Below are 20,534 nucleotides of genomic sequence, written 5' to 3'. Positions count from 1 at the left end.
CGGCGTGACCGCGGTGCGCCCGGAGGGGCGTTACCAGCCCGAGGCCGGCCCCTACGGCGGCGCGCAGCAGTACGGCGGCGCGCCCTACGACGTGGGCCAGGCGAGCGTGCCGTACCCGCAGCAGCACCAGGCCCAGGGCGCGCCCGAGGACGCCTGGGGCGTGTACGAGCAGGCCGAGGAGCCCGCCGAGGGCGGGCCCGAGTACCCGTGGCTGCCGGACCAGACCCTCCAGCTGCGGCTGCCCGCCGACTCCGGCGAGCCGGCTGCCGAGCCCGCCCCGCCCACCGGCGGCCGGGCCGAGCGGCGTCGGGCTGCCCAGGGCCGGACCTCGGTCCGCTCGGGCAACGGGCGGCGCCGGGCGAAGGGCCGGGCGGCCGGACGGGCGCGCCCCAGGGAGTCCGCGGTCGTGGTGGGCGCCCGGTTGGCCGGCGAGCTGTGCATCACCCTCGGCGTGGTGATGCTGCTGTTCGTGGCGTACCAGCTCTGGTGGACCAACGTGCAGGCCGACGCGGCCGCCAGCAGCGCCCGCGACCAGCTGGAGCAGCAGTTCGACGCCCAGCCGCCGGCCCAGCCGGGCCAGCCGGCGCCGGACCCGAACAAGCCCGAGGCGTTCGCGCCCGGCAAGGGCTTCGCCATCATCTACCTGCCCAAGCTGGGCCTGAAGTTCCCGATCGCCGAGGGCACCGACAAGTCGGCGGTGCTCGACAAGGGCCTGGTCGGCCACTACACCAACACCGGGATGCCCGGCGACCAGGCGAGCAACTTCGCGCTGGCCGCGCACCGCAACACCCACGGCGAGCCGTTCCGGTACATCAACGAGCTGGGCAAGGGTGACAAGGTCGTGGTGGAGACCGCCACCGCGTACTACACGTACGAGATCACCGGCGGCATCCCGCAGACCTCCCCGAGCAACGTGAGCGTGATCAAGCCGGTGCCGAACGGCTCCGGGTACACCGGCCCCGGCCGCTACATCACGCTGACCACCTGTACGCCGGAGTTCACTTCCAAGTTCCGGCTCATCGTCTTTGGCAAGATGACCGAGGAACGGCCGCGCAGCCAAGGCAAGCCGGCCGCGATCACGGGCGGATAGCCGCCCGGTGGCCCGTTCGGAGGGGAACACCGCAGATGCAGGACGACGGGACCGCCCAGTCGGCAGAGCCGGCCCAGGAGGCCTTCCCCCCGCCCGGGGAGGGCCTCGCGCCGGGCGCCGGGTCCTCGCCCGGGGGCGGGGCGCGGGGCGCGCGGAGCCGGGCGCTGGCCGCGCTCGGCGTCTTCGGTGAGCTGCTGATCACCCTGGGCCTGGTGCTCGGCCTGTTCGTGGCCTACTCGCTGTGGTGGACCAACGTACAGGCGGACCGCTCCGCGGCGGCCGCCTCCGACAGGTTGCGCAGTTCCTGGGCCGCCGGCCCGACCGCCGGCCCCTCGGCCGCGCCCGGTGCCACCCCCGCGCCCGGCGGGGCCTCCGCGCCCGGCGAGGCCTCCGCGCCCGGCGGGGCCTTGGCGGCGCCGCCCGCGATCGGGGACGACGTCGGCTTCCTGCACGTCCCGGCGATGGGCCGGGACTTCCAGGTGCTGATCCGGATGGGCACCTCCACCGAGGTCCTGGACGAGGGCGTGGCGGGCGTCTACGAGCAGCCCTACAAGGCCGCGATGCCCTGGGACCAGGCGGGCAACTTCGCGCTGGCCGCCCACCGGGACGGCCACGGCGCCAAGTTCCACGACCTGGACGCCGTCCACAAGGGCGACGCGATCGTGGTCGAGACCAAGGACAAGTGGTACGTCTACAAGGTCGACGGCACCCTGCCGGAGACCTCCAAGTACGACACCGGCATCGTCGCGCCCGTCCCGGTCGGCTCCGGCTACTCCGGGCCCGGCCGCTACATCACCCTGACCACCTGCACGCCGGTGTACACCTCGCGGTACCGGATGGCCGTCTGGGGGAGTCTGGCGCGGGTGGACGACATGGACGCCAAGCGCACCCCGCCGCCCGAGCTGCGGCACTCCTGAGGGCCCTTCAGGGCCTCCTGGCGCCTCCTCAGGCTCAGTTCCCGGTAACGCCCGAGGGCCCGTCGCGATCACCGCGACGGGCCCTCGGGCGTCAGTTCGGGACGGTCAAGCCTCAGAACCAGGGGAACCAGGGCTTAGGGGTTGCCTTTGCCGGGGGGTGTGGGGAAGGGGTCGCCCCCTTTCGGCGGCTCGGCCGCCTTGGTGAACAGCTGGACCTGGGTGTTCGGGTCCAGCTGTTGGCCGGCTCCGGGGTTGCTCATCTGGACGATCGCGTTCGGGTCCTGCGGGCCGACCACGGTGTAGCCCAGGCCGTTCTTCTGCAGGGCGGCGATGGCGTCCGACAGCTTCTGGTTCTGCAGCGGCGGGACGGTGGCCTTGTCCGGCGCCTTGTAGACGGTCAGCGAGATCTTGCTGCCGGCCGGGGCCTTGGTGTTCGGCGGGACCGACTGCGCAAAGACCGTGTTGACCTTGGTCGGGTCGTTGGTCGGCGTGGTCTTCGAGGCGTCGACCTGGAAGCCTTGGCTCTGCAGCTGGTTCTGCGCGTCGTCCTTCTGCACGCCGACCACGTTCGGGACGTTCACCTTGGTCTTGCCCTGCGAGACCGTCAGCTTGATCGGGGTGCTCGGGTCGGCGCTGTTGTTCGCCGCCGGGTCCTGGGCGGTGACGGTCTCCTGCGGGGCGGTGTCGTCGTCCTTGTACTCGGTGGTGACGTTGGTGAAGCCGGCGTCGGCGAGCGCCTTGGTGGCCTGGTCCTTGCTCTTGCCGACCACGGGCGGCACCTGCGCCTTGGCCGGGCCGGAGGAGATCTGCACCGTGATGGCGGTGTTCTCGGCGACCTGGCCGCCGACCGCCGGGTTCTGGGTGCAGACCTGGTCCTTCTTCACGTTGGTGTCCGGGCAGGCGATCTTGTCGCCCTCGGTCACCTGGAGCTTGGTCCCGGCCGTGGTCTTGGCGTCGGCCAGGCTCTTGCCGACCAGGTTCGGCACGGCCACCTTCGGGGTGTCCTTGGTGCCCTTGTCGCTGAACATCGCCTGGGCCACGAAGAAGGTGCCGACCAGGACCAGCACGGCGGCCACCGCCAGCACGATCCAGGAGGTGTTGCCCTTCTTCGGCTGGTCCTCGCCGCGCCGGCCGCGGCGACCCTCGCCGTAGCCGTCCTCTCCGCCGCCCTGGCCGCCGGCGTAGGTCTGGCCGTAGCCGTCGTCCTGGTAGCCGGCCTGCGCGGAGGCCTGCGGCAGGAGGGTGGTCGGGCCGCCGCCGGGCTGCTGCGGCAGCACGTTGGTCTGGCCGTACGGGTCGTGCTGCTGCGGGTAGCCGTTCTGGTCGTAGCCGTACCCGGCGGCGCCCATGCCGTAGGCGGCGGCCTGCTGGGCGGCGGCGACCGGGAGGCCGTCGAGGAAGCGCTCGATGTCGTCGCGCATCTCGTCGGCGCTCTGGTAGCGGTAGTCACGGTCCTTGGCGAGCGCCTTCAGCACGATCGCGTCGACCTCGGGGCGCACCTCGGGGTCGAAGACGGACGGCGGCTGCGGCTCCTCCCGGACGTGCTGGTAGGCCACCGCGACCGGGGAGTCGCCGACGAACGGCGGGCGCACGGTCAGCAGCTCGTAGAGCAGGCAGCCGGTGGAGTACAGGTCGGACCGGGCGTCGACCTGCTCGCCCTTGGCCTGCTCCGGGGAGAGGTACTGGGCGGTGCCGATGACGGCCGAGGTCTGGGTCATGGTCATCCCGGCGTCGCCCATCGCGCGGGCGATACCGAAGTCCATCACCTTGACGTTGCCCTGCCGGGTCAGCATCACGTTGGCCGGCTTGATGTCGCGGTGCACGATGCCGGCCCGGTGCGAGTACTCCAGGGCCTGGAGGATGCCGATGGTCATCTCCAGCGCCCGCTCGGGCAGCAGACGGCGGCCGGAGTGCAGCAGCTCGCGCAGCGTCGACCCCTCGACGTACTCCATCACGATGTACGGGATGGAGATGCCGTCGATGTAGTCCTCGCCGGTGTCGTACACGGCGACGATCGCGGGATGGTTCAGGGATGCCGCCGACTGTGCCTCGCGGCGGAACCGGGCCTGGAACGACGGATCCCGGGCCATGTCGGCGCGGAGCGTCTTCACTGCGACGGAACGGCCGAGCCGGGTGTCATGGGCGAGGTACACCTCGGCCATGCCGCCGCGTCCGAGGACGCCGCCGAGCTCGTACCTGCCGCCGAGGCGACGAGGCTCTTCCATAGTTCCGACCCTCTCCCTCACCCGCCGGTGAGGTTGTGACGTAGGTGTCCCCGCACGCTCTGGGCGACGCCGCGCGCGCCGCGACCGGTTCTCCGGCCGGGCCGTGCGCCGCCTCGCGGGCGGCAACGGGCACACCCGCTGCTGGCGGATACGCTACCGGTCGCACCCCACCGGACCGGAGTCAGCCGTCGGCCGATATCAGACCGGTATCCGGGAGGGGGTGCCGATCGTGACATTCGCCTCACCCTCGACCGCGCTCCCCTACTTGCCGAGGGCGGCCTGCATCACCGCCTTGCCGATCGGGGCCGCGAGGCGGCCGCCGCTGATGCCGTCGCGGTTGTTGGAGCCGTCCTCGACCACGACCGCGACCGCGACCGACTGGCCGTCCGAGGTCTTGGCCCAGCAGGTGAACCAGGCGAACGGCAGGCCGGCGTTGTCCTCGCCGTGCTGCGCGGTGCCGGTCTTGCCGCCGACCTGCAGGCCGGGGATCTTGGCGTTGGTGCCGGTGCCGTTCTCGACCACCGAGACCATCAGGTCCTGCATCTTCTGCGCGGTGGCCGGGCTCATCGCCTGGGAGAACTGCTTCTCGGTGTGCTTGGAGATGGTGGTCAGCGAGGCCGAGCGCTCCTGATCGATCAGGTAGGGCTGCATCAGGCTGCCGTTGTTGGCGATCGCGGCGGAGACCATGGCCATCTGCAGCGGGGTGGCGCGGGTGTCGTGCTGGCCTATCGAGTCCTGGGCGGTGCCGTCCAGGCTGGGGCTGTCCGGGAAGATGCTCTTCTCGGAGCGGATCGGGGTGTCCACCGTGCTGTTGAAGCCGAACTTCTCGGCCTGCGCCCGCATCTTGTCCTTGCCGAGGTCCGCGCCCATCTTGGCGTAGACCGTGTTGCAGGACTGGTCCATCCCGGACTTGAGCGTGGCGTTCTCGCAGCGCTCGTTCGGGCTCTCGTTCTTCAGCACGGTCTGGGTGCCGGGCAGCGTGTACGGGTCCGGGGTCGACGTCGTGTCGTTGATGTTCTGGTACAGGCCGTTCTCGAACGCGGCGGTCGCGGTGACCAGCTTGAAGGTCGAGCCGGGCGGATAGGTCTCGCGCAGCGCCCGGTTGAGCATCGGCTTGTTCGGGTCCGCGTTGAGGTCCTGCCAGGCCTTGGTGTCGCCGCTGTCGCCGCCGGCGAAGGTGCTCGGGTCGTAGGACGGCGTCGAGACCAGCGCCAGGATCGCACCGGTCTTCGGGTCGAGCGCGACCACCGCGCCCTTCTTGTCGCCGAGGCCGTCGAAGGCGGCCTTCTGGACCTTGGCGTTGATGGTCGTGACGACGTCGCCGCCGCGCTTCTGCTCGCCGGTCATCATGTCCAGCGTGTTGCGGAAGAACAGCCGGTCGTCGGTGCCGGAGAGGATGCCGTCCTCCAGGTTCTCCAGCTGGCTGGAGCCGTAGGCCTGGGAGGAGTAGCCGGTCACCGGCGCGTACATCGGGCCGTCGACCCAGGAGCGCTTGTACTTGTAGCGCAGGCCGTTCACGAAGTCGGACTTCGTCACCGGCTGGCCGCTGACGATGATGTTGCCGCGCGGGTGGGCGTAGCGGTCGTACAGCTGGCGCTTGTTGTTCTTGTTGGACGCCAGGGACTCGGCCTGGACGCCCTGCACCCAGTTGGTGCGCACCATCAGGGCCAGGATCAGCACGAGGCAGAAGATCGAGACCCGTCGGATCGGCTTGTTCATCGGGCGGGTCCTCCCTGGCCCTCGGTGGCCGGGGCCGGTCCGGCCCCGGGTCGGCGGGCGCTGTCGCTGATCTTCAGCAGGATCGCGACCAGCGCCCAGTTGGCGACCACGGACGAACCGCCCTGAGCGAGGAACGGCATGGTCATACCGGTCAGCGGGATCAGCCCGGTGACCCCGCCGGCGACGACGAAGACCTGCAGCGCCATCGCCGAGGCGAGACCGACGGCGAACAGCTTGCCGAAGGGGTCGCGGGCGGCGAGGGCGGTGCGCAGGCCGCGCTGCACCAGCAGGGCGTACAGCAGGAAGATCGCCATCAGGCCGGTGAGTCCGAGCTCCTCGCCGAAGGAGCCCAGGATGAAGTCGCTCTTCGCGGCGAAGTTGATCAGCCAGGAGCGGCCCTGGCCCAGGCCCGAGCCGGTCACCCCGCCGGAGCCGAGCGCCATCAGCGACTGGCCGATCTGCTCGGTCGAGCCCTTGGGCGGGTTCGGCGAGAAGGCGGCCATCGGGTCGAGCCAGGCGTCGATGCGGACCTTGACGTGGCTGGTGGTCAGGGCGACCGCGACCGCGCCGCCGATCGACATCAGCAGGCCGAACAGGATCCAGCTGGTCCGCTCGGTGGCGACGTAGAGCATCACCACGAACAGGCCGAAGAACAGGAAGGACGTGCCGAGGTCGTTCTCGAAGACCAGGATCAGCAGGCTGAGCAGCCAGATCACGACGATCGGGCCGAGGTCGCGGCCGCGCGGCAGGTACAGGCCCATGAAGCGGCGGCTGGCCAGGGCCAGGGCGTCCCGCTTGACCATCAGGTAGCCGGCGAAGAACACGGTCAGGATGATCTTGGCGAACTCGCCGGGCTGGATGGAGAAGCTGCCCATCCGGATCCAGATCTTGGCGCCGAAGTCCTCCGCCCGGGCCGGGAAGAAGGCCGGCGCGGCGAGCAGGACCAGCGCCACCACCATCGAGATGTAGGTGTAGCGCTGGAGCACCCGGTGGTCCTTCAGCAGGACCATCACCCCGATGAACAGCGCGATCCCGAGGGCGGACCAGATCAGCTGGTTCCTCGCCGCCGGGAAGTTGCCGCTGAGCAGCTTGCCCGCCTTGTCCAGCCGCCAGATCATCACCACGCCCAGCCCGTTCAGCAGGGTGGCGATCGGCAGCATCAGCGGGTCCGCGTACGGCGCGAAGCGGCGTACCAGCAGGTGCGCGACCAGTGCCAGCGAGCCCATGCCGAGGCCGTAGCCGAGCATGCCGGCCGGCAGCTCGGAGTCCATCGCCAGCCCCACGTTGGCGTACGCCAGGATCGGCAGCAGGACCGCGAAGACCAGCAGCGCCAGCTCGGTGTTGCGCCGGTTCGGCGCGCCCTGGAGCGAGATGGTGGTGTTGCCCCGGCGCCGGGGCGCGGCACGCTCGGCCACCGCCCGGCGCCGACCGCCGGCGCGGCCGGTGTCACCGCTCAGGTTGTAGCTGCTCACGAGGTGACCGCTCCCTGACGGCCGGCAAGCCCGCTCCGGGCGGACCTATGTCGGATCACGGACGTCACGGCTTCGGGCAGGATTCGGCCCGATTGCGGTCGTCGTCGCTCAGCGGGGTCTGCTGGGGCTGCTGGGCCTGTTCGCTCGGGGCACCGGCCGTCGGCGGGGTGGCGTTCTGCGCCGGGGCGGAGGTGCTCGGGGCGGTCGGGGTCGGCGTGGCCGTCGGAGTGCCCGCGGCCGGGCTGCGAGGCTTGGTCTCCTTCTCGCCCGGGGTGGGCGGGGTGGCGGCCACGAACGAGGCCTTGCTGGCCTGGGTCGGCTGGGCGCCCTGCTGGGCCCCTCCGGCCGGGGCACCGGTGGAGGCACCGGCGACCTTCTGGCACAGCTGGGCCCATTCCCTGAGCCCTTGCACCGTCGTCTCGGCCTCCTTGCGGCTGCCGGCGGAGATGGTCTTGTTCACGTGGGTGCGCTGGTCCTGCGGCAGCCACTTCAGCGGGATGTCGCCGTACGAGGTGTCCATCGAGGACAGGCTCAGACCGGCCAGGTTCTGGTTGATGCCCTGGTAGACCGCGACGTGGTCGCCGTCCTCGCCGACGTAGTACTGGTCCTGGGTCCACTGGTAGCCGAAGTACCCGGCGCCGCCGAGCAGGCCGAGCGTGACCAGGACGGCCAGCGAGACGGTCAGGCCCCGGCGCTTGCGCTTGGGGGGCTGCTCCTCGTCGAAGTCCTCGGTGCCGTACACCGAGGGCTCGGCGGAGGGGTAGCCGTAGCCGGCCTCGCCCTCGTAGCCCTCGGCGGGGCCGAAGCCGCCCTGCGCGGCGCCGTAGCCGTCCTCGTAGCCCTCGGCCGGGCCGAAGGCGCCCTGGGGGCCGCGGCCCAGGCCGGCGGCGCGGCCGGCCGGGGTGTCCGCGATCGAGCGGTCGGCGGCGGCCGAGGACGGCGGGGTGTCGGCGACCGCGCCGACCACCACCGGGACGTCGTTGAACTGGCCGCTCATGGTGTCCGTGGCGCCGACGTCGATGACGTCCGCCACGATGCAGGTGATGTTGTCCGGACCGCCGCCGCGCAGTGCGAGCTGGATCAGCTCCTGCACGGTCTGCTCGGGCGAGTAGAAGCTGCCGAGGGTGTCCTGGAGGGTCTGGTGGCTGACCGGGCCGGAGAGGCCGTCGGAGCAGATCAGGTAGCGGTCGCCGGCCCGGACCTCGCGGATCGACAGGTCGGGCTCGACCTGGCCGCGGCCGTCCAGCGCCCGCATCAGCAGCGAGCGCTGCGGGTGGGTCTCGGCCTCCTCGGGCGTGATCCGGCCCTCGTCGACCAGGCGCTGCACCCAGGTGTGGTCCTGCGTGATCTGCACCAGCGCGCCGTCGCGCAGCAGGTAGGCGCGGGAGTCGCCGACGTGCACCAGGCCCATCCGCTGGCCGGTCCAGAGCATGGCGGTCAGGGTGCAGCCCATGCCCTCCAGCTGCGGGTCCTCCTCGACCATCTGCCGGAGCCGGTCGTTGGCGCCCTGGACGGCGTCGCCCAGTAGGGTCAGCAGGTCGGCGCCCGGCACGTCCTCGTCCAGTCGGACGATCGAGCCGAGCACCTCGGAGGACGCGACCTCGCCGGCCGCGGCGCCGCCCATGCCGTCGGCCACGGCCAGCAGCCGCGGCCCGGCGTAGCCGGAGTCCTCGTTCCCCTCCCGGATCAGTCCCTTGTGGGAGCCGGCGGCGAAGCGCAGCACCAGGGTCATGCGACCTGTGCCCCCCTCTGGGTCTTGGACGGGATGCTTGCCCTCATGCGCTACTACTTCCGCAGTTCGATGACGGTCCTGCCGATACGGATCGGCATGCCCGGCTGGAGCGGGGTGGGCGCGGTCAGGCGCTGCCGGTCCAGATAGGTGCCGTTGGTGGAGCCTAGATCCTCGACCGTCCACTGCCCAGTCTGATCCGGGTAGATCCTGGCATGCCGGGAGGACGCGTAGTCGTCGTCCAGCACGATGGTGGAGTCGTGGGCGCGGCCCAGGGTGATGGTCTGGCCCTGCAGCGCGACGGTGGTTCCGGCCAGCGAGCCCTGCACCACGACGAGCTGGGTCGGGCCGCCGCGGCGGCGGCCGCCCTGGGTCTGGCCCGCGGCGGACACGCCGGCGGCGGGCGCCGGACGTGCGGTGGCCGCGGCGGCCGGGGCACCGCCCGACGTGGCGTTGGCGCCGCGGCGGGAGGTGCGGGGGTTCACCTTGGTACCGAACAGGTCGCTGCGGATCACCTGGATCGCGACGATGACGAACAGCCACAGCACGGCGAGGAAACCCAGCCGCATGACCGTCAGGGTCAGTTCTGACATGGCCGTCCCGCCAGTCGGTGAGCGAGGCGCGCGAACAACTCGGACACTACCCTTCGACCTGCCGGTAGACGATGGTGGTGGAGCCCACGACGATTCGGGAGCCGTCGCGGAGCGTAGCGCGCTGGGTGTGCTGCCCGTCCACCACGATGCCGTTGGTGGACCCCAGGTCGAGCACCATCGAAGGGGTGCCGGGGCGGATCTCGGCGTGCTTGCGGGAGACCCCGGGGTCGTCGATCCGCACGTCCGCCTCCGTCGAGCGGCCGAGCACGCAGGCCGCGCCGGTGATCTGGTGGCGGGCGCCGTTCACCTCGACCCAGCGGCGGACCGAGGCGCCGTGGCCGGCGCCCGGGAAGGCGCGGACGTTGCCGCCGGCGGGCGGGGCCGGGGGCATCGCGGGGGGCGCGGCCGGCGGCGGGGGCGCGCTGTACTGCCCGGCGCCGCCCTGCTGCCACGGCGCGCCGGGGGCCGGGGCGGCCGGCTGGCGGTCGTAGCCGGGCTGCGGCGGGGCGTACTGCTGGGGCTCCTCGGCGGCCAGGGTGCGGCTGCGCACCCGGTACAGGCCGGTGTCCAGGTCGTCGGCCTTCTCCAGGTTCACCTGGAGCGGGCCCATGAAGCTGTACCGCTGGGCCTCGGCGTACTCGCGGACCATGCCGGCCAGTTCGGTGCCGAGCTGGCCGGAGTAGGGGCTGAGCCGCTCGAAGTCGTGGGGGCTGAGCTCGACGATGAAGTCGTTCGGCACGACGGTGCGGTCGCGGTTCCAGATGCTCGCGTTGTTGTCGCACTCGCGCTGCAGAGCGCCGGCGATCTCCACGGGTTGGACCTCGGACTTGAACACCTTGGCGAAGGTGCCGTTGACGAGACCCTCCAGCCGCTGCTCGAACTTCTTCAGCATTCCCATGGGGCACCCCCTTCCAGGGCTCGTTCGCCTGCCTGCCGACCGGGTCTCTCCGAGGAGCGGTCCTCCCGGGAGTCGGTCGTGCCTACTTGCGGTACTTCCGTACTGATCGTATCCACGCCGGGCCCTTCCGTACGGTTCCCGGACCGCGTGGTGCCCGGGGGTGGGCTCGGACACACAGGGTGACGCATTTCGGGTACGGCACGCCAGGTGTGCCGGTCGGAGCGGCCTCCCGCCCCTCGGTCACCCGTTCGTCGCGCATCCGTTCGGATGCGGTCAGTCTCCCCCGGATACGGATTCGGAGCTGCCCTCCAGGTCGTGCTACTGTTTTCCACGTCGGAAGGGCCGCCCCGGAAGGGAAGCCGGACCGAGGAAGCGCGAAGACCACATGGTACCGAGCGGTTCTGAGGGAAGGTCGGCAAAGAGGACAACACCCATGCGCGGGTGGCGGAATAGGCAGACGCGCTGGATTCAGGTTCCAGTGCCCGAAAGGGCGTGGGGGTTCAACTCCCCCCTCGCGCACAGCGAAGCCCCGCAGATCTTCGGATCTGCGGGGCTTTCTCGTCGTCCCGGAGCCCGCTCGGGCCCGTCGCGCCGGCTCGGGCGGATCAGGAGCGGGTGGCGGGCAGCTCGGCGCGGACCTCGAAGCCGCCGTCCTGGGTGGGGCCGGCGGTGAGGGTGCCGCCCAGCAGCTGGGCGCGCTCGCGCAGTCCGACCAGCCCGTGGCCGCCGCCCGGCAGGGTCTCGGCCGGGTGGACCGGCGGCGCCTCGTTGCGGACCTCGACCCGCAGTCGGCGGCCCTTCGCCCGCACCCTCACGTGTACCACCGCCTCCGGGGCGTACTTGGTGATGTTGGTGAGCGCCTCCTGGACGGTGCGGTACGCGGCCCGTTCGACCGCCTCCGGCCACGGGCGGTCGCCGGGGTTGAGCTCGGCGTCGGCGGTCAGACCGCTCTCCTCGATCAGCCGGGGCAGGTCGGCCAGCCGGGGCTGCGGGGCGAGCGGGGCGGCCGGGAGGGGGCCGCTGCTGCCGCGCAGCACCCCGACCATCTGGCGCAGCTCGTCCAGGGTCCGTACGGACAGTTCGCGGATGGTGCGGGCGACGGTCGCGGCGGCCGGGTCGCCGGTGCTCACCTGGAGCGCGCCGGCCTGGATGCTGATCAGGCTGACCTGGTGCGAGACCACGTCGTGCATCTCCCGGGCCAGCCGGCCGCGCTCGCTCATCAGCACCCGCTCGGCGAGCAGCCGGCTCTCCCGCTCCTGGCCGCGGGTCAGCTCGTCCAGCCGGGCGGCCAGCTCCCGCCGGGTGCGGGAGAGCAGGCCGGTGGCGGCCGGGCCGCCCGCCAGCATCACGGCCTGGATGGCGTCCAGGGCGGTGGCCCGGCTCAGGTCGAAGACGTTGTCGGGCAGCGGCCAGTGGAAGAAGGAGACCAGGGCGAACAGGGTCCCGCAGGGGATCAGGATCCTGGGGCCGGGGCGTTCGGCGGCCACCGTGTAGACGGCGGTGATCGGGGCCAGCCAGATCTCCTCGACCCAGCTGCCGGGCATGGTGAGCAGGAACACCGTCACCGGGAAGCGGCGGCGCCAGAACAGCGCGACGGCGGCCAGCGTGGACAGCGACAGCTGCCACCAGGTGGCGTCCCGGGCCACCAGCGCGGTGTCCATCAGGGAGTACAGGACGGGCAGCAGCAGCATCAGCCAGGGCGCGGTGCACCGGGCCGGCAGCCGGCGGGACGGCAGCGGGTCGGCGGCCGTCATGCCCCGTCGCCGGGCTTGGGCCGCACCAGGCCGGCCCGGTGGGCGAGCACGGCGGCCTGCACCCGGTTGGCGGCGCCGAGCTTGCCGAGGATGGCGCTGATGTGGTCCTTGACCGTCCCGGTGCCGAGGAACAGCCGGTCGGCGATCTCGGCGTTGGACAGGCCCTCACCGAGCAGCGCGAGCACGTCGAGTTCCCGGCCGGTGAGGGTGCGGGCCAGCGCGGTGGCCTCGGCGTCCGGGCCGCCGCCGTCCACGTAGCCGCCGATCACGGTGCGGGTGACGGTCGGGGAGAGGATGTTGCCGCCAGCCGCGAGCACCCGGACGGCGTGCACCAGCTGCTCGGGGGCGGTGTCCTTGAGCAGGAAGCCGGCCGCGCCGACCCGCAGCGCGGTGCCGATGTACTCGTCGGTGTCGAAGGTGGTGAGCATCGCCACGGCGGGTGGGTCGGGCAGGGCGCGCAGGCGACGCAGCACGGAGATGCCGTCGAGGTCCGGCATCCGGATGTCGAGCAGCACCACGTGCGGGCGCAGGCGCTGGACGTGGTCCTCGGCCTGCCCGCCGGAGCAGTCGCCGACCACCTCCAGGTCTGGGGCGGAGCCGACGATCAGGCCCAGGCCGGAGCGGACCAGGATCTCGTCGTCGACGATCAGCACGCGGGTGGTGGTGATGGTGCCTCCTCGGTTCGGGCGGCCGGGTTCGGGCGGTCCGCGGGGGTCGCTCTTGAGGGTAGGGGTAGCGACGGCAGGACGCCGAACGCACGGGGGGTGCCGACCCCCGCCGTTCGGCGGGGGCGGGAATCGGCTACCCGGTTCACGTAATTCTCAGGAACGGTGGGCAACCATGGAGTTGGCTGCCCTTTCCGGCCTGCCGCTCCGTGCGGGCGGCCGGTGGGCGGGGGGTGGCCGGTCAGTCCGTCGGGCCCGTGCGGGCGCCCGGCGCCGGGCCGTGTGCGGATGCGCCCCACTATCTGATCGTTTGGAATTGAGCTGTGTCGTCCACTGTGAAGCCGGAGCCGTCCGCCACGTCAGCCGGGCCCCGGCCCGCCGGGCTGCTCGACCGCTGGCGGCCGAGGGCCGCCGTGGCCTCCGTCTGGTACCTCCGGCTGCTGGCCCTGCTGAACGTCGCCACCGTACTGCTGGTGCCGTGGGGCAACCAGGTCTCCGAGCACAACGAGGGTGAGTACTTCACCCCGTACCTGATGACCTCGGGCCTGGGGGCCGCGGTGCTGTCGGTCTTCCTCGCGATCGCGATGCGGCGCCGCAAGCGGGCCGCGTGGATCTTCAACGCGGCGCTCGGCAGCGTGTTCGCGCTGCTGTACCTGGCGGTCATGGTGCTGCCCGGCGAGCGGTTCAGCAAGCACCCGCTCAACTACATCTCCACCGTCCTGACCTGCCTGTTCGTTCTGGCACTGCTGATCGGGCGCAAGGAGTTCACGTCCAAGGGCGACCGCTCCAACCCGAAGACCGCGGCGGCCACCTTCGTCGGCGGCCTGGTGTTCGGTGGCCTGGTCGGCGGGCTGCTGGTCTGGGCCACCAACGAGCTCAACGGCGCCGGCTTCTGGGACCTCTTCCGCTACTCGGTCGGCCGGATGATCACCATCACCCCGTCCGAGCACCTGCGCTCGGTGATCGCCGCACCGACCTGGGTGAACGCCGCGATCAACGCGATGGGCGCGGTGCTGTTCCTGCTGGTGCTGTACGTGGCCTTCCGCAGCCCGCGCGGCACGGAGCTGCTCAACCCCGAGGACGAGGCGAAGCTGCGCGGCCTGCTGGACAAGCAGGGCGAGCGGGACTCGCTGGGCTACTTCGCGCTGCGCCGCGACAAGGCGGTGATCTTCTCCCCCAGCGGCAAGGCGGCGGTGACCTACCGGGTGGTCGGCGGGGTCTCGCTCGCCTCGGGCGACCCGATCGGCGACCCGGAGGCCTGGCCGGGCGCGATCGACGCCTGGCTGTCCGAGGCCCGTGAGCACGCCTGGGCGCCGGCCGTGATGGGAGCCTCCGAGGAGGCCGGCGTGATCTACGCCCGGCACGGGCTGGACGCCCTGGAGCTGGGCGACGAGGCGATCGTCGAGCTGGACGAGTTCTCGCTGGACGGCCGCGCGATGCGGGTGGTCCGGCAGGCGTACAACCGGGTCAAGCGGGCCGGGTACACGGTGCGGATCCGCCGCCACGAGGACATCTCCGAGGCGGAGATGGCACGGCTGGTGGCCAAGGCCGACGAGTGGCGCGACGGCGCGACCGAGCGCGGCTTCTCGATGGCGCTCGGCCGGCTCGGCGACCCGGCCGACGGCCGCTGCGTGATGCTGGAGTGCCACGACGGGGACGGCGAGCTCGCGGCGCTGCTGAGCTTCGTCCCGTGGGGCCCGGACGGGCTCTCGCTGGACCTGATGCGCCGGGCCCGGGACACCGAGAACGGCCTGATGGAGTTCATGGTGATCGAGCTGCTGCAGCGCGCCGACGAGGTGGGGCTGAAGCGGGTCTCGCTGAACTTCGCGATGTTCCGCTCGGTCTTCGAGCGCGGTTCGCGGCTCGGCGCGGGGCCGGTGCTGCGGCTGTGGCGCTCCGTCCTCGGGTTCTTCTCGCGCTGGTGGCAGATCGAGTCGCTGTACCGCGCGAACGCCAAGTACCGGCCGATCTGGGAGCCGCGCTACCTGCTGTTCGAGAAGAGCAGCGAGATCCCGCGGATCGGCATCGCGAGCGCGCGGGCCGAGGGGTTCATCGTCGCGCCGAGCCTGCCCGTCCTGTTCCGGCGCCGGCACGCCGGGACCGCCGTGGTGGCTCCCCGGGTACCGGTGGCGGCACCGGACGGGAAGGGGTAGCCCCGTCGGGGGCGGAGGGGGCCCCTCGGTCGGATGGGGGACCCGGTGGGGGGATTGTTCTCCCCCCTGAGGATGACCTCAATCCCCATCCATGCCGATGTGGATTTGTTAACTGGCTTCTAATGTTGGAGTAGCTGAGTAGTTCGGGGATTCGGGAGAAACGGTTGTGATTCACAGGACCCACGCGGGGGGCGTGCGAAAGGGGCCGCTGGCGCTAGCCGGAACGGCCGCTGTCGCCGAGTGGGGAACGTTGTACGTGACGATCCGGGACGCGATGGTGCGAAAGAAGTTCGCCGCGTTCCCACTGGCCACGGTGGCGACGTTTCTGATCCTGCTGTTCAGTATCGTCCAGCACCTGCCGGGCGGCGAGCGTTTCGTCAACCACATCGGAGTGGTGCGGGCCTCGCTCCCGATGGGGGTCTCGCTGCTGCGGACCCCGCTGTCGTTGTACGTGCCGGCCCTGGACCTGCCGGTTTGGGGGGCGCTGGCCCAGGTGTTCGTGGTCTTCGCGATCGCCGAGGTCGTGCTCGGCCGGCGGATGACCCTGGTGGTCGCCTACGCCTGCACCCTGACCGGCACGCTGTTCGCCCGGGTCGGGGTGGCGATCGGGCCGGGCCACCTGTTCGGCTTCCCGAAGTGGGTCGCCTACGTGCGGGACACCGGGCCGTCGGCCGCGGTGGTGGCACTGGCGATCTGCGTCGCGTTCCGCTGCCGGGCCTGGCTCACCGCCGCCCTGGTGGCGGCCCTGATGGTCGGCGAGGCGGTCGTGCTGCCGAACCTGGCCGGTCTGGAGCACGTGGTCGCGGTGGTCACCGCGCTGCTGATCGCCGTCTCGGTCGAGGTCTTCGGGGACCTCTGGCCGCGGGTGCTGGCCGGGGTCGGCGCCGCGACGTCGGTGGCCGCGGTCGCCTCCCGGGAGGTCGCGGTGGAGGCCGGGCGGCGCCGTTCGGCGGGGGCCGTCATCCCCTGAGAGACCCAGCATCCGGAGACACCGCATCTGCAGTGTCGGCCGCGTACGCCAACCCACTGGTTCGCAGTGTGTCCGTACGCGGCCGTCACGCGTGCGGGAGGGGGAGTTCGAACCAGACGACCTTCCCCACGGCCTTGCGGGCGGTGCCCCAGCGTTCGGCGAGTTTGGTGACCAGGGTGAGGCCGCGGCCGGTCTCACCGAGCTGCTCGGCCGGCTCCAGCGAGGGCAGGTTGTGGTTGTCGTCGCTGACCTCGACCAGCAGCTTGTCCACTCGGATCAGCTGGAGCTGGACGGTGTCCCGGGCGACCCGGACGGCGTTCGTGACCAGCTCGCTGACCAGCAGCTCGGTGGTGTCGCTGAGCGCCTCCAGGTGCCAGGCGGACAGCTGCTCGCGGACCAGCGAGCGGGCCCGGCGGACCTCGCGGTGCTCCACGGTGAGGTCCCAGGTGGCCACCTCGGACGGGGCGACCCCGTCGAAGCGGGCCACCAACAGGGCGACGTCGTCCTTGCGGTCGTCCGAGTGCAGCCGCCGCAGCACCTCGTCGCAGGCCTGCTCGGGGCTCTGCTGCGGATCGATCAGGTTGCCGCACAGCGCCGCCAGACCGGCTCCTATGTCCCCGCCCCGCACCTCGACCAGGCCGTCGGTGCACAGCACCAGCATCGAGCCGTCCGAGACGTCGATGGTCTTGGCGACGAACGGCACCCCGCCGACGCCGATCGGCGCGCCGGCCGGGATCTCCAGCAGCTCGCCGGTGCCGTCCGGGTGCACCAGGACGGGCGGGACGTGCCCGGCGCTGGCCAGCTCGCAGGTCCGGTTGATCGGGTCGTAGACCGCGTACAGGCACGTCGCCAGGTGGTCGTCGCCGAGCTTGTGGGCCAGGTTGTCCAGGTGGCGCAGCAGCTGGCCGGGCGGCAGGTCCAGCGCGGCGAGGGTCTGCATCGCGGTGCGGAAGCGGCCCATCGCGGCGGCGGAGTGGATGCCGTGGCCCATCACGTCGCCGACCACCAGGGCGACCCGGCTGCCGGGCAGCTGGATCGCGTCGAACCAGTCGCCGCCGACCTCGGCCTTGGGATCGCCGGGCAGGTAGCGGTGGGCGATCTGCACGCCGGGGATCTGCGGCGGGCGGGTCGGGATCATCGAGCGCTGCAGGGTGGTGGCGACCCTGGCCTCGGCGCGGTGCAGTCGGGCGTTGTCCAGCGACAGCGCGGCCCGTACCGCCAGCTCCTTGAGGGTGGCGGCGTCGCTCTCGTCGAAGGGGGCGCGGTCGGGCAGCCGGAGCAGTTTGAGGATGCCCAGCACGGTGCCCCGGGCGGACAGCGGCACCACCAGCATCGAGCGGCCGGAGACCACCGGAGCCAGCCGGGCGCCGCCGAGTGCGATCGCGTAGTCGACCGCGACGTCCGCGCTGATCATCGGGACCAGCACCGGCTGGTTCAGCTGCAGGGCCATCCCGGGCGGGGTGCGGCGGGGCATGCTGACCAGCGAGCCCTCGGAGAGCACGTGGTCCCAGGCGCCGCCGGTCTCGTTGAACACCAGGGCGACCCGGCGCAGCATGGTGTCGTCGTCCGGGCGGGCGACCGGCAGCTCGGAGTCCGAGATCAGCCCGTCCACCAGGTCCACGCAGGCGAAGTCGGCGACCCGGGGGACCAGCACCTGGCACAGCTCGCGGGCCGTGAAGCCGAGGTCCAGGGTGGTACCGACCTTGCCGCCGACCTCGTTCAGCAGCGCCAGCTGCTCGCCGGCCTGCCCGTTGGTGAGGAACGGGCCGAGCCGTCCGCCGGGGGCGCCCTCGGCGCTGGCGGGGGCCGGGACGGCGCCGGACGGGGCATGGTCGGCGCGGCGGGGCGGGAGGCCGTTGGCGGACGACGCGACGGCGGTGGCCTGCTGCTCGATGGTGGCTCCTCCTCCGGTGGGTGGGGGGACCTCCGGGCCGGAGGCCGGGGGAGGGACGGACGGGGTGCCCGCCGCGCCCGCCGGCCCGCCGCCGACCGCGGCGGGCTGGGCGACGGGCCGGTCGGCCGCCTCGCACTGGGCGGGCAGCGGGCCGGTCGGACGGCGGCCGGGCGTGGACTGCTCGGGCTGCGGGCCGACCCGGGCGGCGCGTTGCTGGGGCGTCGGGTAGCGGCGGCCGAGGCCGGCGGCCGCGAGCGCGGCGCCGCTCTGCGGGTCGGAGGGCAGCACCGGCAGCACGGTGGCCGCGTCCAGCCGTAGGGCGGGCAGCCCGCCGCGCGCCACCGCCTCCAGCAAGGGCGCCCGGTGGGCGGCAGGCAGCAGCCGGGCCAGCGGCTCGGGCAGCGCGGCGGCGGCCGGGGTGAGCGTCGCGGTCAGCCCGTGGAAGCCGCCCCGGGCGGCGGGGGCGGCGGCGAACGGCAACAGCCGCTCGCCGAGCGCGAGCCGGGGCCCGGCGGTGCGCAGCGGGCGGGCGTCGGCGGCCAGGGCGAGCAGTCCGCCGGACGGGCCGGGCAGCGGGTAGGCCCACCAGAGCACGTCGCGCTGGTGCTCCTCGCGGTCGGTCACGGTCAGCCGGCCGGCCCAGGGGTGGCCGTCGGCGGTCAGCTCGGCCAGGGTGTCGAGGGCGTCGCGGCGTCGGCGTACGGCGCAGCGGCCGAGCAGCCGGGACTCCAGGGCGGGCAGCAGGCCGGAGGCGGGGCGGTCGGTGGCGGCCTCGGCGCGGTGCCCGAACAGCTCCTCGGCAGCCCGGCTCCACTGGGCGATCCGTCCGGTCCGGTCGATCTGGACGAGGGCGAGCCGAAGCAGGGCGGCCACCCCGCCCGAGTGGTCGCCCGGCGCGGTCTCGGCGCCCGCCGGACGCGGTGTGGAGTTGGACTCGGCCACCATGGATTGGGTCTGCTCCCGCCTGGCCGCCACGCCTGGAGGCGGCCGTCTCTCCGGAGGAAGGCACGCTGTGCGGATACCAGCGAAGCACGGACCGGGCCGGGCCCGACACCGAAACGGGGAGATTCCTCAGGATCGGTTGCGTGTCGCGTGCCGCGCGCCGGTTCGTACCCCCGCTTCACCCGGACGGCGCTTGCCTGCGCGACGGTAGGGTGGCAGGCCGGGCCGCCCCCCGCGGCGGTTCCGCAGGACCCTGCCGGCCGGACGAGACAGAGGCGAGAAGTGAGCGCGCAGAGCCCCGTTCGGTGGACGGACCCGGAGCAGCAGGAGCTGGAGGAGCAGGTCGCCGCGGCCGAACTCGCCTGGCTCAGCATGGACGTGGACGTGCAGACGCTGCGGGTCGAGATCGACAACTTCGCGCTGATCCACCATCAGCTGCTCGGCCCGCTCTACGCCCGGCTGGACGAGCTGGACGCGCTGGTCGCCGAGGCCGTCGCGGCCCGCACCGGACGGCCCGAGGACGTGCGCCGGGCCGCCGAGGCGCGGCAGCAGGTCGAGGAGCTGCCGGACCTGGACGCCCTGTTCGACTCGGTGCGGGAGAAGGCCGGGGAGGAGCACTCCGAGGCCGCCCCGCCACCCGCCGCGCCGGCCCGGGTGAAGCCCGGCAAGGAGGCCCAGCGGATCTACCGCGAGCTGGTCCGCCGCGCCCACCCCGACCTGAGCACCGACCCGGCCGAGCAGCAGCGCCGGGCGGCCTTCCTAGTGAGGGTCAACGAGGCCTACGCGTACGGGGACGCCGCCGCGCTGGAGGGCCTGGCCGCCGAGTGGTCCACCGCGCCGGAGGCCGCGCCCGCCCTCGACTCCCCCGACCGGCTGGGTTGGCTGCGCCGCCGGCTGGACTGGCTGACCGCCAAGATCGCCGAGACCGCCACCGAGCAGGTCAGGCTGGAGCGGACCCCGATGGGCCAGCTGCTCGCCCTTGCCCCGCAGGACCCGGACGGGCTACTGGAGCAGCTCGCCGAGGAACTGCTCGCCAAGGCCGCCGCGCAGCAGGCCGAGCTGGAGCGGTTGCTCGGTGCCCCCGGAACGGTGCCGGTGGGCGAGAATGACACGGACCCGACCTACTCCCAGGAGAGCCACACGATGTTCGCGCAGATCCCCACCACCGACGCCGCCTCCGTCCCGGCCGACGCCGCCCTGCTGGACGTGCGCGAGCAGGACGAGTGGGACGCCGGCCACGTGGAGGGCGCGCTGCACATCCCGATCGGCGAGGTGATCGCCCGGCTCGGCGAGCTGCCCGACGCGAAGCTGTACGTGCTCTGCCGGGTCGGCGGCCGCTCCGCGCAGGTCGTCCAGTACCTGGTCCAGCAGGGCCTGGACGCGGTGAACGTGGACGGCGGGATGTACGCCTGGGACGGTGCGGGCCGCCCGATGGTCAGCAGCAGCGGCCAGGCGGCCTTCGTCCTGTAGGCCCCGTTCGTCGGCCCCGTTCGTCGGTGGGGGAGGATGGGCG

At 72.6% G+C, this 20,534-nt stretch carries 14 protein-coding genes and 1 tRNA gene; 6 read left to right on the top strand and 9 right to left on the bottom strand.

Features of this window, described 5'->3' with window-relative positions; translation table 11 throughout:
* Window positions 1-4: 4 nt before the first annotated feature.
* Together ACWC9T_RS07560 and ACWC9T_RS07555 are read left to right on the top strand one after the other, a co-directional pair.
* Window positions 5-1,090 carry a class E sortase gene (locus ACWC9T_RS07560; protein WP_449820123.1) on the top strand — a complete coding sequence of 362 codons (1,086 nt, stop codon included), beginning with the start codon at window positions 5-7 and terminating at the stop codon, window positions 1,088-1,090.
* Between the two features lie 35 nt (window positions 1,091-1,125).
* Window positions 1,126-2,007 (top strand): class E sortase, encoded by an 882-nt coding sequence (locus tag ACWC9T_RS07555; RefSeq protein WP_449820122.1) that lies wholly within the window; start codon window positions 1,126-1,128, stop codon window positions 2,005-2,007.
* 134 nt (window positions 2,008-2,141) lie between these two features.
* Here the strand turns inward: ACWC9T_RS07555 and pknB are convergent, their stop codons facing one another.
* From pknB to ACWC9T_RS07525, 6 genes are all read right to left on the bottom strand, one after another.
* Window positions 2,142-4,232 carry a Stk1 family PASTA domain-containing Ser/Thr kinase gene (pknB, locus tag ACWC9T_RS07550; RefSeq protein ID WP_449820121.1) on the bottom strand — a complete coding sequence of 697 codons (2,091 nt, stop codon included), beginning with the start codon at window positions 4,230-4,232 and terminating at the stop codon, window positions 2,142-2,144.
* 261 nt (window positions 4,233-4,493) lie between these two features.
* Complete coding sequence (locus ACWC9T_RS07545) at window positions 4,494-5,951, bottom strand: peptidoglycan D,D-transpeptidase FtsI family protein (RefSeq protein WP_449820120.1); 1,458 nt, start codon at window positions 5,949-5,951, stop codon at window positions 4,494-4,496.
* Entirely contained in the window at window positions 5,948-7,366 is a 1,419-nt protein-coding gene (locus tag ACWC9T_RS07540; RefSeq protein WP_449820145.1) for an FtsW/RodA/SpoVE family cell cycle protein, read from the bottom strand. The genes ACWC9T_RS07545 and ACWC9T_RS07540 overlap by 4 nt, the downstream gene beginning before the upstream one ends.
* A gap of 121 nt (window positions 7,367-7,487) precedes the next feature.
* Entirely contained in the window at window positions 7,488-9,155 is a 1,668-nt protein-coding gene (locus ACWC9T_RS07535) for a PP2C family protein-serine/threonine phosphatase (RefSeq protein ID WP_449820119.1), read from the bottom strand.
* Between the two features lie 53 nt (window positions 9,156-9,208).
* Window positions 9,209-9,745 carry an FHA domain-containing protein FhaB/FipA gene (locus ACWC9T_RS07530; RefSeq protein WP_449820118.1) on the bottom strand — a complete coding sequence of 179 codons (537 nt, stop codon included), beginning with the start codon at window positions 9,743-9,745 and terminating at the stop codon, window positions 9,209-9,211.
* A gap of 46 nt (window positions 9,746-9,791) precedes the next feature.
* Window positions 9,792-10,643 carry an FhaA domain-containing protein gene (locus tag ACWC9T_RS07525; RefSeq protein WP_449820117.1) on the bottom strand — a complete coding sequence of 284 codons (852 nt, stop codon included), beginning with the start codon at window positions 10,641-10,643 and terminating at the stop codon, window positions 9,792-9,794.
* Between the two features lie 435 nt (window positions 10,644-11,078).
* Here ACWC9T_RS07525 and ACWC9T_RS07520 point away from each other — a divergent pair.
* Window positions 11,079-11,162, top strand: a tRNA-Leu gene (locus ACWC9T_RS07520).
* 86 nt (window positions 11,163-11,248) lie between these two features.
* On the opposite strand, the gene ACWC9T_RS07515 is transcribed toward ACWC9T_RS07520, so the two are convergent.
* Window positions 11,249-12,397 carry a sensor histidine kinase gene (locus ACWC9T_RS07515; protein WP_449820116.1) on the bottom strand — a complete coding sequence of 383 codons (1,149 nt, stop codon included), beginning with the start codon at window positions 12,395-12,397 and terminating at the stop codon, window positions 11,249-11,251.
* The gene (locus ACWC9T_RS07510; RefSeq protein WP_449820144.1) at window positions 12,394-13,044 is read right to left on the bottom strand and encodes a response regulator; all 651 of its coding nucleotides are present in this window, start codon (window positions 13,042-13,044) and stop codon (window positions 12,394-12,396) included. The genes ACWC9T_RS07515 and ACWC9T_RS07510 overlap by 4 nt, the downstream gene beginning before the upstream one ends.
* A 341-nt stretch (window positions 13,045-13,385) precedes the next feature.
* Here ACWC9T_RS07510 and ACWC9T_RS07505 point away from each other — a divergent pair, with 341 nt between their 5' ends.
* Window positions 13,386-15,215 (top strand): phosphatidylglycerol lysyltransferase domain-containing protein, encoded by a 1,830-nt coding sequence (locus ACWC9T_RS07505; protein WP_449820115.1) that lies wholly within the window; start codon window positions 13,386-13,388, stop codon window positions 15,213-15,215.
* 256 nt (window positions 15,216-15,471) lie between these two features.
* Window positions 15,472-16,185, top strand: coding sequence for a hypothetical protein (locus ACWC9T_RS07500; protein WP_449820114.1), 714 nt, complete (start codon window positions 15,472-15,474; stop codon window positions 16,183-16,185).
* An 85-nt stretch (window positions 16,186-16,270) separates the two neighbouring features.
* Here the strand turns inward: ACWC9T_RS07500 and ACWC9T_RS07495 are convergent, their stop codons facing one another.
* Window positions 16,271-19,024 (bottom strand): SpoIIE family protein phosphatase, encoded by a 2,754-nt coding sequence (locus tag ACWC9T_RS07495; protein ID WP_449820113.1) that lies wholly within the window; start codon window positions 19,022-19,024, stop codon window positions 16,271-16,273.
* Window positions 19,025-19,303: 279 nt separating this feature from the next.
* On the opposite strand from ACWC9T_RS07495, the gene ACWC9T_RS07490 reads away from it, so the two are divergent.
* Complete coding sequence (locus tag ACWC9T_RS07490) at window positions 19,304-20,491, top strand: rhodanese-like domain-containing protein (RefSeq protein ID WP_449820112.1); 1,188 nt, start codon at window positions 19,304-19,306, stop codon at window positions 20,489-20,491.
* Window positions 20,492-20,534: the final 43 nt, after the last annotated feature.

This window comes from Kitasatospora sp. NPDC001159, from assembly GCF_053598235.1.
The sequence above is the reverse complement of the archived record's forward strand: the minus strand, read 5'-3'. Positions and strand labels throughout refer to the sequence as shown.